Genomic DNA, 16668 nt, shown 5'->3' with positions numbered 1-16668 from the left:
CCACGGCAAGGGAGAGTACGCGCCACGCGGCGCTCCTGTGCGGCGCCGGGCAAATGGGATCAAACGATCTACCACCATACGCACCCCCCACCCCCGAAGGCAAACCACCCGCCTGAGACCCCGGTCACACCGGCCTCAGGCGTCACGCCTACGCCGGTGTCCCGGCCTGCGGCCGCGGCTCGCCCATGAGCTGCGGGGAGGCCCGCTGCTCGTGCGCGGACGAGGAGGGCTCCGCGGCCGTCGGGGACGGTGTGGGGGTCGGCGTCGGCGTTTCCTTGGTCGGTGTCGGAGTGGGCGTCGAGGGGGTGGCGCGCGGGGTGCTCGGCCGCGGCGACGGGGTGTGCGGGGCGGGCGGGGCCTGCTTCGGCGGGGCCTGGGCCCCGCCGTGCGTCGCGGAGGCGGTGGGCGACGCCTCCTTCGATGACGCGGGCGTGGTGGCGGCCCCCTTCGGGCGTACGGACCGCTCCCCGGACCGGGCGCCGGCCGGGCCGACCCCCTCGGTGACCATCGTGCCCCCGTCGGGCGCGGCGCCCTGCTGGTGGCGGCCCGCGGAGTGCGAGGGCGCGGGCGGCGGGTCGTCGTCGTGGTCGGCGACGCTCATACAGCCCGCGGCGGCGGCGACGGCCACCGTGGTCGCGGCCAGACGGCCGAGGCGAAGAGCGCAAAGCGGTACGGGCAGCCGGCTCACGGGCGAGCACCTCCGGACAGGTGACGGGGACACCCGTCCCAACTCCCGCGCGCCGCAAGAGGACACGCGCAGCCCCCGCACCGCACAAAGCCCGCACAAAGAACCGCCCCTGCCCCCTTCCGCGTACAGAACCCCCAACCACCCCGCGAGCCTCCCCCGAATGACGAGCCCCACCGGTACCGCCGTCTCCCCGAACCACGAGCCCCACCGGCACAACGGGATTCCCCCGGGGCGGCGAGCCCCACACGAACCGCGCGAGCCCCACCGGATCCGCGACGCCCACCCGAACCACGGCCCTCACCGGGAACCGTCGGCCTCGTCTGAACCGGAACGCCCGACTCGCACCGCTGGCCTCACCAGTACCGCGAGCTGCACCCGACACCGCGACGCCCCACCCGAACGACGGGCACCACCCCTACCGACGGAGTCACCCGTATCGAAGCCTCCCCCGAACCACGAGCCCCACCCGTACCGACGGAGTCACCCGTACCGATGGAGCCACCCGTCCCCACGGAGCAGCCCCCACCCTGCCGGAGTCACCCATACCCCAGCGCATGCAACCGCGCATCGTCGATCCCGAAGTGGTGGGCGATCTCGTGCACCACGGTGATCTCCGTCTCGGCGACGACGTCCTCCCGGGAGTCGCACATCCGTAGCGTCGGCCCCCGGTAGATCGTGATCCGGTCCGGCAGGACACCCGCGTACCACTCGCCGCGGTCGGTGAGCGGCGTCCCCTCGTAGAGCCCGAGCAGCTCGGGATCGTCGGACGGCGGTTCGTCCTCGACGAACACCGCGACGTTGTCCATGAGCCGCGTCAACTCGGGTGGGATCCGGTCGAGCGCCTCGGCCACCAGTTCCTCGAACTCCTCGCGCGTCATCTCCAGCACACGGCCATTGTCGGGCACGGCCCCGCATATCCACCCGTCCGCCGGGGCATGGGGAGGCAATGGCCCGACCGCCCGCTGTCGCCATACGCCGTGCCCTGCACCGGATCCGGGGCGCACGCACCGTTCCGTCGGCCGTCCTTCGCCGCCGCCACCCCCACCACTCCCACCGCCCCCGTCACCCCAGAGCCGTGACCTTGTCGGTGGAGCACGCGCCGCACCCGTTCCTGCGGGCCCTCGGCCTGATCGCGGTCGTCCTGCTCGGCGCCTGGCTGGGCCTGCTGGTCGTCGGCAGCGTCCGTACGCCCGTCGGCCCGATGGACACCCGGATGACGCTGCGCCCGTCCCTGTCCGGCGGTACGAAGATCAACGTGTCCCCGCTGGGCGCGCTCGAACTGCGCTCGCACACGGCCCCGATCCGCCTCGACGTGGACGTGGACCGCCTGGACCCGGTCCGCTCCCGCGCCCTCGTCGACCACCCCGAGCGGATCTCCGGGCTCCAGGACGAGGTGGCCCGCGACGTCGAGCACGGCACCCTCGACCTGGCCGTCCGCTCCTGCGTGGCGGTCGTCTCCGGGGCGACCGCCCTCGGCCTCGCCGTCTACCGCCGCCCGCGCCGCGCCCTGGCCGCCGGCGGTCTCGCGCTCACGCTGCTCGCGGCGTCGGGCGGGACGGCGTACGCGACCTGGAACCCGAACTCGGTCCTCGAGCCCCGCTTCTCCGGGCTGCTCTCCTCGGCGCCCTCGGTGGTCGGCAACGCGCGCTCGATCGTCACCGAGTTCGACGTCTATCAGCGGGAGTTGGCCCGCCTGGTCACCAACGTCACCAAGCTCTACGACGTGACGTCGACCCTGCCCACGTACCGTCCGGACCCGTCGACGATCCGCGTCCTGCACGTCTCCGACATCCACCTGAACCCGGCCTCGTGGAAGATCATCGGCTCGCTGGTCGAGCAGTACAAGATCTCCGTGATCATCGACACCGGCGACACCATGGACCACGGCTCCGCCGCCGAGAACGCCTTCCTCGACCCGATCAGGGACCTGGGCGCGCCCTACGTGTGGGTCCGCGGCAACCACGACTCCAGGACGACACAGAACTACCTGTCGTCCCGCAAGCGGTTCCCGAACGTGCGCGTGCTCGACGACGGCAGGGCCGTCACGGTCGCGGGCCTGCGGATCGCGGGCACCGGCGACCCGCAGTACACCCCGGACCGCTCCACCGCCGCCCTCGGCGACCCGGCGGAGCGTCTGGCGGGCATCCGGCTCGCGTCGGCGATCCGGGATCAGCGGACCGCGGGCACCCCAGTCGACATCGCCCTGGCGCACGAACCGGTGGCGGCGCGCGAGACGGACGGCACCGTGCCGCTGGTCCTCGCCGGGCACATCCACCGCCAGAAGATGGAGGTGCTCCCGCTCGGCACCCGGATGCGGACGGAGGGCTCGACCGGCGGCAGCGGCCTGCGCGCGGTCGAGGGCGAGCACCCCGACCCGGTCGAGGCGTCCGTGCTCTACCTGGACAGCGCGACCAAGCGCCTCCAGGCCTGGGACGAGATCAGGCTGGGCGGTCTGGGACTGACGACCGCCGAGGTCAGCCGCCATCTGCCGAAGGAGAACCAGCCCGGCGCGACCCCGTCGCCGGAGGCGTCGCCGAGCCGGTCGTAAACCGTTTTGGCGATAGCTCCCCGCATCCCATATGCTTCTCACGTCCCCGACGCGCTGCGAAGCGCCCAGGCGGGCCGATAGCCCTCATCGTCTAGCGGCCTAGGACGCCGCCCTTTCAAGGCGGTAGCACGGGTTCGAATCCCGTTGGGGGCACGCAAGTCCGTGTGCGACACTGTTGCACGCAAAGCTTGGTCCTGTGGAGCAGTTTGGAGTGCTCGCCACCCTGTCAAGGTGGAGGCCGCGGGTTCAAATCCCGTCAGGACCGCTGAAGTTCCTCGTGGACTTCGTGGCTGGGTAGCTCAGTTGGTACGAGCGATCGCCTGAAAAGCGATAGGTCGCCGGTTCGATCCCGGCCCCAGCCACAGGAAATGGGCCCCGTCTTCGGACGGGGCCCATTGCGTTGCCCGAAACCGACTGCCTTGCCGAGCGCCTCACACGGCCGCCGCGTGCAGCGGCTGCGTCCCGCGTCCGCCCGGATGCTTGTGGCGCCAGAACCAGAACAGGCCGCTCGACACCACCGCCCACCCGGCGAGCACCAGGAACGGGAAGGCGTGCTGGTGGCCCTGGAAGTAGACCGCCGTGTGCTGCGCGTTCACCGACGCCCCCGGCGGCAGCCACTGGCCCAGACGGCCGATGACCGTCGGCAGCAGCGGGGGCGCCACCGCGCCGCCCGACGCCGGGTTGCCCACCAGGACGAGCAGGCCCCAGGTCGGGATCATCGCCCAGCGGTGGAAGAACGTGTTGAACATCGTGAAGACCATCCCGCAGCTGAACATGGTCAGCGCGAGGATCAGCCAGGACTCGACGAACGGCAGGTCGAGGGCGCCGAGCCCCCAGTCCACGACCGCCGCCACGGCGAAGCCGCCGAACAGCGCGTAGACGACCGTGAAGGCGATCCGCTCGGCCGGGTTGAGCCCGCGCGCGTGGACGCTGAGCTGGATCGCCCCGACGAAGCCGATGATCACGGCCGCGAGCGAGATGTAGAAGATCGCCAGCCCGCGCGGATCGCCCTTCTGCAGCGGGTTCAGGTCCCGCACGGTCACCGGGACACCGGTCTTCTGGCTGACCACGGGCCCCGCCTGCTGAAACACCTGGGCGACCGAGACCCCGGACGCGCTGGAGACGTCGAGGTCGACGCGGCCTCCCTTGTCGCGCACGTCGAGGATCGCGAAGACCTTCTGCTCCTCGATCGCCCGGAGGGCCTGCGCCCGGGTGGCGTAGTGCTTCAGGTCGAGCTGCGCGTCGAGCGCCTTCTCCATCGCGCCGACGAAGGTCTTGCCGCGCGCGTCCGGCTCCCCGGTCACCGCCGTCGGGATGTCGTGCGGCGTCGGATTGGCCATGGAGTACGTGTACGAGGCCGCGAACAGCGCCGCCGCCGCGGCCAGGATCAGCACGAGCACGCACGCCGGCAGGAACGGGGACTTCTTGTACGAGGCCCAGCGCTCGGCCCCCGTCGGCGGCCGCCCGTGCTCGCCGTGGGGCGGATGGGGCCGTGGCGGTGGTGGTTCGGACAGGGAGGACATACCGAAGACGCTAAGCCAGACATAGGGGACGTACACCCTGAAAGTAGCGGGCAGCGGTACGTCGTGAAGGGGCCCCAGCAAAACCGTTCGCCACGAATTTCTCCGAGGTGAGATCCTGGAGGACGTATGTCTACGCAGCCTGCCCCCGCCGCCGCCGACCGGATCGCCGCCGTAGCGCGGCGCCTGTCCGAGCTGTCCCTCCGTGACGCGCACCGCCTGGGCCGCAGGCTCGAAGGGGCGCGCAAGATCCGCAAGCCCGAGGCGCGCGCCGCCGTGATCGCCGAGATCGACGCCGAGGCGGAGAAGGCCGGGGTCCGTACGGCCGTCCGGCGCGAGCGCCGTGCCGCGCTCGACGTCACGTACCCCGAGCAGCTCCCCGTCAGCCAGAAGAAGGACGAGATCGCCGACGCGATACGCGACCACCAGGTCGTGATCGTCGCGGGCGAGACCGGCTCCGGCAAGACGACGCAGATCCCGAAGATCTGTCTCGACCTCGGCCGCGGCGTGCGCGGCATGATCGGGCACACCCAGCCCCGGCGGATCGCGGCCCGTACGGTCGCCGAGCGCGTCGCCGACGAGCTGCGCACACCGCTGGGCGAGGCCGTCGGCTGGAAGGTCCGCTTCACCGACCAGGTGGACCAGGACGCCACCTTCGTCAAGCTGATGACGGACGGCATCCTGCTGGCGGAGATCCAGACCGACCGCGAGCTGCGCGCCTACGACACGATCATCATCGACGAGGCCCACGAGCGGTCCCTCAACATCGACTTCCTGCTCGGCTACCTGGCCCAGCTGCTGCCGAAGCGCCCGGACCTCAAGGTCGTCATCACCTCGGCGACGATCGACCCGGAGCGGTTCGCGCGGCACTTCGGGGACGCGCCGATCGTCGAGGTCAGCGGGCGTACGTACCCGGTGGAGGTGCGGTACAGGCCGCTTCTGGAGGAGGACTCCGAGGACGCCGACCGCGACCAGATCACCGCGATCACGGACGCCGTCGAGGAGCTCCAGCGCGAGGGCGACGGCGACATCCTCGTCTTCCTCTCCGGCGAGCGCGAGATCCGCGACACGGCGGACGCCCTGGAGAAGAAGAAGTACCGTTTCACCGAAGTGCTGCCGCTGTACGCGCGGCTCTCCCACGCCGAGCAGCACCGCGTCTTCCAGCAGCACACCGGCAGACGCATCGTGCTCGCGACGAACGTGGCCGAGACGTCCCTGACCGTCCCGGGCATCAAGTACGTCATCGACCCGGGCACGGCCCGCATCTCGCGCTACAGCCACCGTACGAAGGTGCAGCGCCTGCCCATCGAGCCGATCAGCCAGGCCAGCGCCAACCAGCGCAAGGGCCGCTGCGGCCGTACCTCCGACGGCATCTGCATCCGGCTGTACTCCGAGGACGACTTCCTGTCGCGCCCCGAGTTCACGGACGCCGAGATCCTGCGCACCAACCTCGCCTCGGTCATCCTCCAGATGACGGCGGCAGGCCTCGGCGACATCGAGAAGTTCCCCTTCATCGACCCGCCGGACCACCGCAACATCCGCGACGGCGTCCAGCTCCTCCAGGAACTCGGCGCGCTGAACCCGGCCGAGAAAGACACCCGCAAGCGCCTCACGCAGCAGGGCCGCAAGCTCGCCCAGCTCCCCGTCGACCCCCGCCTGGCCCGCATGGTCCTGGAGGCCGACAAGAACGGGTGCGTGCGCGAGGTCATGGTGATCGCCGCCGCCCTCTCCATCCAGGACCCGCGCGAGCGCCCCGCCGACAAGCAGCAGCAGGCGGACCAGAGCCACGCCCGCTTCAAGGACGAGACCAGCGACTTCCTGGCCTTCCTGAACCTGTGGCGGTATGTGCGGGAGCAGCAGAAGGAGCTGGGTTCCTCCGCGTTCCGCCGCATGTGCAAGCGCGAGTACCTGAACTTCCTGCGCATCCGCGAGTGGCAGGACATCTACACGCAGCTGCGCACGGTCGCCAAGCAGATGGGCATCCACCTCAACGAGGAGGACGCGCCCGCCGACTCCGTCCACATCTCGCTCCTGTCCGGCCTGCTCTCCCACATCGGGATGAAGGACGTGAAGGAGACGAAGGAGTCCGTCCAGAAGGACCCCAAGCAGCGCGAGCGGGGCGGCGGGCGCAACGAGTACATCGGCGCCCGCAACGCCAAGTTCGCGATCTTCCCCGGCTCGGCCCTCTTCAAGAAGCCGCCGCGGTTCGTGATGTCGGCGGAGCTGGTGGAGACCTCGCGGCTCTGGGCGCGGGTCAACGCCAGGATCGAGCCCGAGTGGGTCGAACCGCTCGCCGAGCATCTCCTGAAGCGCACGTACAGCGAGCCGCACTGGGAGAAGGACCAGGCGGCCGTGATGGCGTACGAGAAGGTGACGCTGTACGGCGTCCCGCTCGTCGCCCAGCGCAAGGTGAAGTACGGCCGGATCGACCCCGAGGTCTCCCGCGAGCTGTTCATCCGTAACGCGCTGGTGGAGGGCGACTGGCGCACGCACCACAAGTTCTTCGCCGCGAACCGGGCGCTGCTCACCGAGGTCGAGGAGCTGGAGCACCGGGCGCGCCGCCGCGACATCGTGGTGGACGACGACACGCTCTACGACTTCTACGACCAGCGGGTGCCCGCGGACGTCGTCTCCGGCGCGCACTTCGACTCCTGGTGGAAGAAGAAGCAGCGCGAGGAGCCGGAGCTGCTCGACTTCGAGCGGTCCATGCTGATCCGCGAGTCCGCGGAGGCCGTCACCAAGGACGACTACCCGGACGTCTGGCGCCAGCGGAACCTGAAGTTCCGGGTGACGTACCAGTTCGAGCCGGGCGCGGACGCGGACGGTGTGACCGTCCACATCCCGCTCCAGGTCCTCAACCAGGTCACGGACGAGGGCTTCGACTGGCAGATCCCGGGGCTGCGCGAGGACGTCGTGGTCGAGCTGATCCGCTCGCTGCCGAAGCCGATCCGGCGCAACTACGTGCCCGCGCCGAACTACGCGAAGGCGTTCCTGGAGCGGGCGGTGCCGTTGCAGGAGCCGCTGCCGGTGACGCTGGCGCGCGAGTTGCAGCGGATGGTCGGCGTCCCCGTCTCGGCCGACGACTTCGACTTCGGCCGCGTACCGGACCACCTCAAGATCACGTTCCGGATCGTCGACGAGCGGCGCCGCAAGCTCGCCGAGGACAAGGACCTGGAGGCGCTCAAGCTGAAGCTGCGGCCGAAGGCGCGCCAGGCCATCTCCAAGGCCGCCGCGGCGACGGCCGAGCGTTCGGGCGGCGAGTCCGTCGAGCGCACGGGCCTGACCGACTGGACGATCGGCACGCTGTCCCGGGTCTTCGAGACGCGGCGGGCAGGGCAGCCGGTGAAGGCGTACCCCGCCCTGGTGGACGACGGCGACACCGTCTCCGTACGCCTCTTCGACACCGAGGCCGAGCAGGCGCAGGCCATGTGGAAGGGCACGCGGCGGCTCATCCTGCGCAACATCCCGGTCAACCCCGGCAAGTTCGCCTCGGACAAGCTGACCAACGCCCAGAAGCTCGCCCTGTCGGCCAACCCGCACGGCTCCGTGCAGGCCCTCTTCGACGACTGCGCGATGGCGGCGGCGGACAAGCTGATCGCGGACTTCGGCGGCCCGGCCTGGGACGAGGAGTCGTACCGCAAGCTCTACGACAAGGTGCGCGCGGAGATCGTCGACACGACCGTGCGGACGGTCGGGCAGGTCCAGCAGGTCCTCGCCGCCTGGCAGGCGTGCGAGCGGCGCCTGAAGGCCACGACGAGCCCGACCCTGCTGCCCAACCGGCAGGACGTCCGGACGCAGTTGACGGCGCTCGTGCACCCGGGCTTCGTGACGGACACCGGCCTGCGCCGGCTGCCCGACCTGATGCGCTACCTCGTCGCGGCCGACCGGCGGCTCCAGCAGATGCCGACCAACGTCCAACGGGACACCACCCGCATGGAGAAGGTCCACGAGATGCAGGACGAGTACGCCTGGCTGCTCGAACAGATGCCGCAGGGGCGGCCCGTGCCGCAAGAGGTCCTGGACATCCGCTGGATGATCGAGGAGCTGCGGGTCAGCTACTTCGCGCACGCGCTCGGCACGGCGTACCCCGTCTCGGACAAGCGGATCGTGAAGGCGATCGACGCCGCGGCGCCGTGACCGGCCGGGCACGCGGAGTGAGTTCGACCTGCGGGCCTGCACTGCTGTAGAGTCCTGCTCGCAGCGCAACGCGGTAACAGCGCAGCGGAGCAAGGTCCTGTGGAGCAGTTTGGAGTGCTCGCCACCCTGTCAAGGTGGAGGCCGCGGGTTCAAATCCCGTCAGGACCGCAGTGAGCGAGAGGCCCGCACCGGAAGGTGCGGGCCTCTTCTCGTGCGCCCCGGTTCTTGACTCCGGCACAGGCCGTCGGTACCCCGGAGGGGAGAGACGCGTCCGGCGAGGCGGGAGGCGGACCCGATGGCGGCACCCGTACAACGTCACGAAGTCAGGGCGCTGCTGCGCGCCCACCTCTCCGCCGCCTCCGGCCGCCCCCATCTGACCCGGCACTGCCCGATCTGCCACCGGCTGCTCCGTCTCGCCCTGGAGCCCGCCACGGAGGCCCAGGAGGGGCCCGGGAGCGCCTGCGAGGAGGGTGGGGACGAAAGTCCCCGGAAGCGGTGACCAAAGCCGCCGCACGCGCCCCTCAGGACGTGGCACTCTGAGGGCAGGCCCCCTCTAGCGCACAGGCGCCACCAGCAACAAGCTCCCCGGGGTGTGACGGGTGTCACCGAACTAGTTTTGGAAACACCGTTGCTTACACCCTTCCTACAACCGCTCAATTTAATATGTGCAATTGCACTGCCCTCACAGCTGTCGGTCGGATACCCGCCAGAGACCGATCAAGCCCCCACAAGGGCACGCACAGATCACCGCCGCCGGACGCCGGCCGCCCCCGCGCGCGCACAAAAAAGATCGCGCTGGACCCGGCGGAGTCCAGCGCGATCGACGACGCACCCGTGATGCAGTTGAGATGACGCTTCGGTGGGCATGGGAACTGTTGGGGCAGAACCCGCGTCGTGTGGAGCTAAGGGTGGGCGCGGTACGGGTTGGGGGGCCCGAAACGCCCGGTCATGCTGCGTTCTGCGGTGCCTCAGGCCTCGCTGCGCTGCTGCGGAATACCCGCCAGCAGGGCGCGGACCTCGGCCTCGCGGTAACGGCGGTGCCCGCCGAGCGTGCGGATCGACGTGAGCTTGCCAGCCTTGGCCCAGCGCGTGACCGTCTTCGGGTCCACGCGGAACATCGTGGCGACCTCGGCGGGGGTCAGCAGCGGCTCGGCATCAGGGGTGCGAGCGGTCATGAGCGGCCTCCTCGGGAGAACCGAACCTTCTCGGTTCTTTCCTTTAAATTCTGCACCTTGACCCGCGTTGCCCGAAATGGCGGACACGGGTCGAGTCGGTTATAGGACGAACGGCTTGTCCTCGGCACTACAACTACACCATCCGTCCAGCCTCGTCGGCCAAACCGATGGAATTGCCCTCCCAGGTGTTCATCAGCGACGGAAGCCGATGGACCATGCCATAGCGGACAGTCACGCCACAGTGACGATCAGTCACAGAGCGATCAGGAGTCGTCAGACCCCCCAGCGACAGTGCAATGCTGAGTAATCCGTCCATTGCTGCCTATGGATGGACATAGATGGACGGATGGAGCCCGGCCCGGGCTCCTTGTCCTATTTTGGCACGAGGAGGGGCGATGGGCGCAAGGGTGAAGTTAGTGCAGTCCGTCACGCTTGAGTCAAACGCCCGGATCAGGACGTAGGTCCCGAAGGGCCCCGCGCGGTCCGTCAGTTGACGCGGTGTCCGGTCCCTCAGTTGGCCTGGCGCCGGTCCCGCACCGCACGCCACCGCTCCACGAGCCGGGCGTACGCCTCGCTCGCACCGTCCGCGTCCCCGCGTCGGAGTGCTTCGATTCCCTCGGCGACATCGGCGGCCGAGTGATCCTCGTCGAGGAGGTCCGGAGGGAGAACGTACACAAGTCCGCCGTAGTCGAGTTCGACGTACGAACGCGGGTGGAACTCCTCCAGCCAGCGCCCCACGTCCACCAGGCCGTCGATCAGCGGCCCCTCGTCCACCGCGTCCCGCAGCGCCCTCAGGCCCCGCGCGACCCGGCGCCGCGCCTGCACCATGGGGGTGCGGTAGCGCAGCGCGGGCCCGTCCTCCCCGGCCGCGTCGGGCTTCGCCTCGTACACGCGCTCCTCGTCGGAGAAGAGCACGAACCAGTTGATCGGCACCTGCCAGGTCTCCGTGCGGATCCACGGCCGGGCGTCCGGATTGCGCTCCAGCCAGCGCTCGTAGTCACCGGTCGCCTGGCGGCGCACCACCGGCGGAAGCACCGCGTCCAGGACCGGCGCCGGCCACTGGCCCGGCAGCTCCTCCAGCGCCTGCCAACTGCGCAGCCGCGTGCGCCACGGACACACGCACAGCACGCCCTCGACCTCAAGGACGAACGCGTCGTCGCTCTCGTGCACCGGCACCGGCACCGGCGGCGTGGGCAGCAAGTCGGCCAGGGAGCGCCGGAGTTCGTCCTGAAAGGAAGGGTGGTGCTCGCGCTTCGCGTACCGCTCCCAGTGGTCCCGCTCGGGCTGCGGGAACGCCGCGAGCGGCTCGTACACACGCAGGTACGCCGCATACGGAACGGTCACCGACGACACCTCGGGCACGACTGCTCCCTCCCCCGCCCATCGGTTGGAAAACACTGCAAATCGTCCCACGACGGGCTCCCGCGGGACGCGGCGGGATTCGACCGTACTTGCGCCGCCCCCGGACGCGAGAGAGTGATCCTCGGCACTGCGCCCGTGGCGGGCCCCCGCACGTTCTAATCTCTTGCCCACGAACGGTGGAAGCCCGCCACCCGCACGGGATTCCGCCCAACCGCCGCTATGTACTTGGGAGTCACCACCGTGACCGATGTGACCGGCGACCCTGTCACCACCTCCGGCACCACCACCGCCCCGGACGTCCTGCACACCCTCTTCCACTCGGACCAGGGCGGACACGAACAGGTCGTGCTCTGCCAGGACCGCGCCAGCGGCCTCAAGGCCGTCATCGCCCTGCACGACACCGCCCTCGGCCCGGCGCTCGGCGGCACCCGCTTCTACCCGTACGCCACCGAGGCCGAGGCCGTCGCCGACGCGCTGAACCTGGCCCGCGGCATGTCGTACAAGAACGCCATGGCGGGGCTCGACCACGGCGGCGGCAAGGCCGTCATCATCGGCGACCCGTCCGTGATCAAGAGCGAGGCGCTGCTGCTCGCCTACGGCCGCTTCGTCGCCTCGCTCGGCGGGCGCTACGTGACGGCGTGCGACGTCGGCACCTACGTGGCCGACATGGACGTGGTCGCGCGCGAGTGCCGCTGGACCACCGGACGCTCCCCGGAGAACGGCGGCGCGGGCGACTCCTCCGTGCTCACCGCCTTCGGCGTCTTCCAGGGCATGCGCGCCAGCGCCCAGCACCTGTGGGGCGACCCGACGCTGCGCGGCCGCAAGGTCGGTGTCGCGGGCGTCGGCAAGGTCGGGTACCACCTGGTCGGGCACCTGCTCGCGGACGGCGCCGAGGTCGTGGTCACGGACGTGCGCGCGGAGTCGGTGCGGCGCATCACCGAGCAGTACCCCTCGGTCTCGGTCGTCGCGGACACGGACGCCCTGATCCGCGTGGAGGGGCTCGACATCTACGCGCCCTGCGCGCTCGGCGGCGCCCTGAACGACGAGACGGTGCCGGCGCTCACCGCGAAGGTGGTGTGCGGCGCGGCCAACAACCAGCTCGCGCACCCGGGCGTCGAGAAGGACCTCGCCGACCGCGGGATCCTCTACGCCCCGGACTATGTGGTGAACGCGGGCGGTGTCATCCAGGTCGCCGACGAGCTGCACGGCTTCGACTTCGACCGGTGCAAGGCGAAGGCGGCGAAGATCTTCGACACCACTCTTTCCATCTTCGCTCGCGCAAAGTCGGACGGCATTCCGCCGGCCGCGGCGGCCGACCGGATCGCCGAGCAGCGGATGGCGGAGGCGCGCGCGTCGCGCTGATCGCGGCGCGGACATGACCAGAGTCACGCTCTTCGGCGGGTCGCGGGTCCAGAAGAGGTTAAAATCGCACCTGACCAGCGAGGACAGGGCTCCTTGCTGGTCCTGCGCACAGGCGCGTCCTGCGGGCGACGTACCGTATGGGCGTGGGCTCAGGTACCGTGGAAGCCCTACGGACCGGTCTCCTCACGGGGAGCCCGTTCTAGATCATGAACGCGTGTCAAGACTCTGGGGCCGTCGAGCCCCGTATCCGAGGGGGTCGAGCCATGGGGCGCGGCCGGGCAAAGGCCAAGCAGACGAAGGTCGCCCGCCAGCTGAAGTACAGCAGCGGCGGGACTGACCTGTCGCGTCTGGCCAATGAGCTGGGCGCATCGACGTCGAACCCAGTCTCGAATCAGCCGCCGAACGGCGAGCGGTTCGAGGACGACGACGAGGAAGACGACCCGTACGCCCGCTATGCGGATCTGTACAACGAGGGCGAGGACGAGGACTCCGACGAGTCCGGTCCGTCGTCTCAGCGCCGCGGCGCTTGACCTCGTGACCGATGCCAGCACGTAACTGATCTCAGAAGACCGATTTCTGCTTACTGCTGCACTTTCACCCGGTCCGGAGTGGACACCACGCCGGACCGGGTTTTGTGCTGTCCGGGTTCCGCGCTGCCCCGGGCGCGGTGCGGTCCGCCGCCGTGCGACGGCGGACCCGCCTCCCGCCTCTACTTGGCGTAGTCACCCGTCAGCTCGGCGCCCGTCGTGTGCGCGCCGCGGCCGATGATCTCGCCGGCCACCCAGGACTCCACGCCCCGGTCCGCGAGCGTGGTGAGCGCGATGTCGACCGACTCCTGCGGCACGATCGCCATCATGCCGACGCCCATGTTCAGCGTCTTCTCCAGCTCCAGGCGCTCCACCCGGCCGACCTTGCCGACGAGGTCGAAGATCGCGCCAGGCGCCCACGTGGAGCGGTCCACGGTGGCGTGCAGGCCGTCCGGGATCACCCGGGCGAGGTTGGCCGCGAGACCGCCGCCGGTGATGTGGCTGAAGGCGTGGACCTCGGTGGTGCTGGTGAGGGAGAGGCAGTCGAGGGAGTAGATCTTCGTCGGCTCGAGCAGCTCCTCGCCGAGTGTCCGGCCGAGCTCGTCGACCTGCTGCTCCAGCGCCATCCCGGCGCGCTCCAGGAGGACGTGGCGGACCAGCGAGTACCCGTTCGAGTGAAGCCCGGACGCCGCCATGGCGATGACCGCGTCCCCCTCGCGAATGCGATCGGGGCCGAGCAGGTTCTCGTACTCCACGACGCCCGTGCCGGCGCCCGCGACGTCGAAGTCGTCCGGGCCGAGGAGGCCGGGGTGCTCCGCCGTCTCGCCGCCGACCAGGGCGCAGCCCGCGAGGACGCAGCCCTCGGCGATGCCCTTCACGATGGCCGCGACCCGCTCGGGGTGGACCTTGCCGACGCAGATGTAGTCGGTCATGAACAGCGGCTCGGCGCCGCACACCACGATGTCGTCCATGACCATCGCGACGAGGTCGTGCCCGATCGTGTCGTACACGCCCAGACGGCGGGCGATGTCGACCTTCGTGCCGACGCCGTCCGTGGCGGAGGCCAGGAGCGGACGCTCGTACTTCTTCAGGGCGGAGGCGTCGAAGAGGCCGGCGAAGCCGCCGAGGCCGCCGAGGACCTCGGGGCGCCGCGTCTTCTTCACCCACTCCTTCATCAGTTCGACGGCGCGGTCGCCCGCCTCGATGTCCACGCCCGCGGAGGCGTAGCTGGCACCGGAAGACTCAGAAGACATGGGTGTGAGAGCTTTCGTGTCGAGGCGGTCGAGCTGTCGAGGCGGTCGAGCCGTCGCCCCGGCGACCCGCCGGCTGTGGGGTCACAGAGGACGGGGCGGACGGGGACGACCGGACTGGCGTGCTGTTCGAGGCTGCGGGAGCGGGACGGGACGGGCTGCCTACGGGCGACGGATCGCGTCGTTCGCCGCCGTGGCCGCCGGGCCCGCCGCCAGCTCCGTCTCCAGGAGCTGCTTGCCGAGCAGCTCGGGGTCGGGCAGGTCCATCGGGTACTCGCCGTCGAAGCAGGCGCGGCACAGGTTCGGCTTGGCGATGGTGGTCGCCTCGATCATGCCGTCGATGGAGATGTACGAGAGGGAGTCGGCGCCCAGCGAGGTGCCGATCTCCTGGACCGACATGCCGTTGGCGATCAGCTCGGCGCGGGTCGCGAAGTCGATGCCGAAGAAGCACGGCCACTTCACGGGCGGGGACGAGATCCGGATGTGGACCTCGGCCGCGCCCGCCTCGCGGAGCATGCGGACCAGGGCGCGCTGCGTGTTGCCGCGGACGATCGAGTCGTCGACGACCACGAGCCGCTTGCCCTTGATCACTTCCTTGAGGGGATTCAGCTTCAGCCGGATGCCGAGCTGGCGGATCGTCTGGCTGGGCTGGATGAAGGTGCGGCCCACATAGGCGTTCTTCACCAGACCCGCGCCGAACGGGATCCCGCTGGCCTCGGCGTAGCCGATCGCGGCCGGCGTGCCGGACTCCGGCGTCGCTATGACGAGGTCGGCCTCGACCGGGGCCTCGGCGGCGAGGCGGCGGCCCATCTCCACACGGGAGAGGTACACGTTCCGCCCGGCGATGTCGGTGTCGGGACGGGCAAGATAGACGTACTCGAAGACACAGCCCTTGGGCTTTGCTTCGGCGAAGCGGGACGTTCGCAGGCCGTTCTCGTCGATCGCCACGAACTCGCCCGGCTCGATCTCGCGGACGAACGAGGCGCCGCAGATGTCGAGCGCGGCGGACTCCGAGGCGACGACCCAGCCGCGCTCCAGGCGGCCGAGGACCAGCGGACGGATGCCCTGCGGGTCGCGGGCCGCGTACAGGGTGTTCTCGTTCATGAAGACGAGCGAGAACGCGCCCTGGACCTGGGGCAGCACCTTGGGCGCCGCCTCCTCTATGGTCAGCGGCTTGCCGTCCTCGTCGACCTGCCCCGCGAGGAGCGCCGTGACGAGATCGGTGTCGTTGGTGGCGGCGAGCTGCGTCGCCCGCCCGTTCTCCTTCGGCAGGTCGGCGACCATCTCGGCGAGCTGCGCCGTGTTGACCAGGTTGCCGTTGTGGCCGAGCGCGATCGAACCGTGCGCGGTGGCCCGGAACGTCGGCTGGGCGTTCTCCCACACGGAGGCCCCGGTGGTCGAGTAGCGGGCGTGACCGACCGCGATATGACCCTGCAGGGAGCCGAGAGAGGTTTCGTCGAAGACCTGGGAGACAAGCCCCATGTCCTTGAAGACGAGGATCTGGGAGCCGTTGCTGACCGCGATTCCCGCGGATTCCTGGCCCCGATGCTGGAGGGCGTAGAGCCCGAAGTACGTGAGCTTTGCGACCTCTTCGCCCGGAGCCCAGACACCGAAGACGCCACAAGCGTCCTGGGGGCCTTTCTCGCCGGGGAGCAGATCGTGATTGAGTCGACCGTCACCACGTGGCACGCCTTCGAGTGTAGGCGAGATCGACCACTGGTCCGAATTGGGGATAGGTGGTTCCTACGTCCTGGAGGGGTTCGCGGCCTTGGTGGAACCCACTGGACGCGCGTAGCGCAAGGTGGGCCTGAGGGCCGTTCGGGCCTGCGATTCCGGGGCTTCTGCCGTGTTCACCGGGGTGAATGACAGGTCGGTGGGGGCGCGGCGAGCGCCGTGCGCCCGATGTTACGGGACGCACTCCGGGCGTCCGTACTGCGGACCCACCGTTGACAGGTGTACGTCACGCTCGGCATGGTCCTGGATCATGCAGCCCCTCCTCAGTGACCGCACGGTCACCCTCGTGGAGCGCCGACACGTCGACCTCGTCCGTGTCGCCAGCGCGATCTGTCGCCGCTGCGTCTGAGTTCTTTCGCCTGATC

Annotated in this window: 13 protein-coding genes and 4 tRNA genes; 10 read left to right on the top strand and 7 right to left on the bottom strand. The window is 70.1% G+C overall.

What is annotated here, in order from left to right:
* Positions 1-148: 148 nt before the first annotated feature.
* Both ABZ877_RS29085 and ABZ877_RS29080 read right to left on the bottom strand, forming a co-directional pair.
* The gene (locus ABZ877_RS29085; RefSeq protein ID WP_361076771.1) at positions 149-688 is read right to left on the bottom strand and encodes a hypothetical protein; all 540 of its coding nucleotides are present in this window, start codon (positions 686-688) and stop codon (positions 149-151) included.
* 536 nt (positions 689-1224) lie between these two features.
* Positions 1225-1575 carry a metallopeptidase family protein gene (locus ABZ877_RS29080; protein ID WP_361076768.1) on the bottom strand — a complete coding sequence of 117 codons (351 nt, stop codon included), beginning with the start codon at positions 1573-1575 and terminating at the stop codon, positions 1225-1227.
* 59 nt (positions 1576-1634) lie between these two features.
* Between ABZ877_RS29080 and ABZ877_RS29075 the strand changes: the two genes are divergently transcribed.
* The 4 genes from ABZ877_RS29075 to ABZ877_RS29060 all read left to right on the top strand — a co-directional run bounded on the left by ABZ877_RS29075 (position 1635) and on the right by ABZ877_RS29060 (position 3598).
* Positions 1635-3236, top strand: coding sequence for a metallophosphoesterase (locus ABZ877_RS29075; RefSeq protein ID WP_361076765.1), 1602 nt, complete (start codon positions 1635-1637; stop codon positions 3234-3236).
* A gap of 80 nt (positions 3237-3316) precedes the next feature.
* Positions 3317-3389 (top strand) — tRNA-Glu (locus ABZ877_RS29070).
* 37 nt (positions 3390-3426) lie between these two features.
* Positions 3427-3501, top strand: a tRNA-Asp gene (locus ABZ877_RS29065).
* A gap of 23 nt (positions 3502-3524) precedes the next feature.
* Positions 3525-3598 (top strand) — tRNA-Phe (locus tag ABZ877_RS29060).
* 69 nt (positions 3599-3667) lie between these two features.
* On the opposite strand, the gene ABZ877_RS29055 is transcribed toward ABZ877_RS29060, so the two are convergent.
* Complete coding sequence (locus ABZ877_RS29055; protein WP_361076762.1) at positions 3668-4759, bottom strand: ABC transporter permease; 1092 nt, start codon at positions 4757-4759, stop codon at positions 3668-3670.
* Between the two features lie 126 nt (positions 4760-4885).
* On the opposite strand from ABZ877_RS29055, the gene hrpA reads away from it, so the two are divergent.
* From hrpA to ABZ877_RS29040, 3 genes are all read left to right on the top strand, one after another.
* Entirely contained in the window at positions 4886-8893 is a 4008-nt protein-coding gene (gene hrpA, locus ABZ877_RS29050) for an ATP-dependent RNA helicase HrpA (RefSeq protein ID WP_361076759.1), read from the top strand.
* Between the two features lie 93 nt (positions 8894-8986).
* Positions 8987-9061: transfer RNA gene (locus ABZ877_RS29045), tRNA-Asp, on the top strand.
* A gap of 127 nt (positions 9062-9188) precedes the next feature.
* The gene (locus ABZ877_RS29040; RefSeq protein WP_361076756.1) at positions 9189-9392 is read left to right on the top strand and encodes a DUF6274 family protein; all 204 of its coding nucleotides are present in this window, start codon (positions 9189-9191) and stop codon (positions 9390-9392) included.
* Positions 9393-9861: 469 nt separating this feature from the next.
* Here the strand turns inward: ABZ877_RS29040 and bldC are convergent, their stop codons facing one another.
* Both bldC and ABZ877_RS29030 read right to left on the bottom strand, forming a co-directional pair.
* Complete coding sequence (gene bldC / locus ABZ877_RS29035) at positions 9862-10068, bottom strand: developmental transcriptional regulator BldC (RefSeq protein WP_003949541.1); 207 nt, start codon at positions 10066-10068, stop codon at positions 9862-9864.
* A 510-nt stretch (positions 10069-10578) separates the two neighbouring features.
* Positions 10579-11430, bottom strand: coding sequence for a hypothetical protein (locus ABZ877_RS29030; RefSeq protein WP_361076753.1), 852 nt, complete (start codon positions 11428-11430; stop codon positions 10579-10581).
* A 249-nt stretch (positions 11431-11679) separates the two neighbouring features.
* Between ABZ877_RS29030 and ABZ877_RS29025 the strand changes: the two genes are divergently transcribed.
* Both ABZ877_RS29025 and ABZ877_RS29020 read left to right on the top strand, forming a co-directional pair.
* Positions 11680-12792: a Glu/Leu/Phe/Val dehydrogenase dimerization domain-containing protein gene (locus tag ABZ877_RS29025; protein ID WP_361076899.1), complete on the top strand. Its 1113-nt coding sequence runs from the start codon at positions 11680-11682 to the stop codon at positions 12790-12792.
* 263 nt (positions 12793-13055) lie between these two features.
* Positions 13056-13322, top strand: a complete 267-nt coding sequence (locus ABZ877_RS29020; RefSeq protein ID WP_361076750.1) for a DUF3073 domain-containing protein — start codon at positions 13056-13058, stop codon at positions 13320-13322.
* A gap of 179 nt (positions 13323-13501) precedes the next feature.
* On the opposite strand, the gene purM is transcribed toward ABZ877_RS29020, so the two are convergent.
* Together purM and purF are read right to left on the bottom strand one after the other, a co-directional pair.
* Positions 13502-14572 (bottom strand): phosphoribosylformylglycinamidine cyclo-ligase, encoded by a 1071-nt coding sequence (gene purM, locus ABZ877_RS29015; RefSeq protein WP_361076747.1) that lies wholly within the window; start codon positions 14570-14572, stop codon positions 13502-13504.
* 159 nt (positions 14573-14731) lie between these two features.
* Positions 14732-16258, bottom strand: coding sequence for an amidophosphoribosyltransferase (gene purF, locus ABZ877_RS29010; RefSeq protein ID WP_361076744.1), 1527 nt, complete (start codon positions 16256-16258; stop codon positions 14732-14734).
* A 295-nt stretch (positions 16259-16553) separates the two neighbouring features.
* Between purF and ABZ877_RS29005 the strand changes: the two genes are divergently transcribed.
* Positions 16554-16652 (top strand): putative leader peptide, encoded by a 99-nt coding sequence (locus ABZ877_RS29005; RefSeq protein WP_361076741.1) that lies wholly within the window; start codon positions 16554-16556, stop codon positions 16650-16652.
* Positions 16653-16668 lie beyond the last annotated feature (16 nt).

Source organism: Streptomyces sp. NPDC046939, assembly GCF_040644575.1.
Taxonomy (GTDB): domain Bacteria; phylum Actinomycetota; class Actinomycetes; order Streptomycetales; family Streptomycetaceae; genus Streptomyces.
This window is presented reverse-complemented; position numbering and strand designations above follow the sequence as displayed.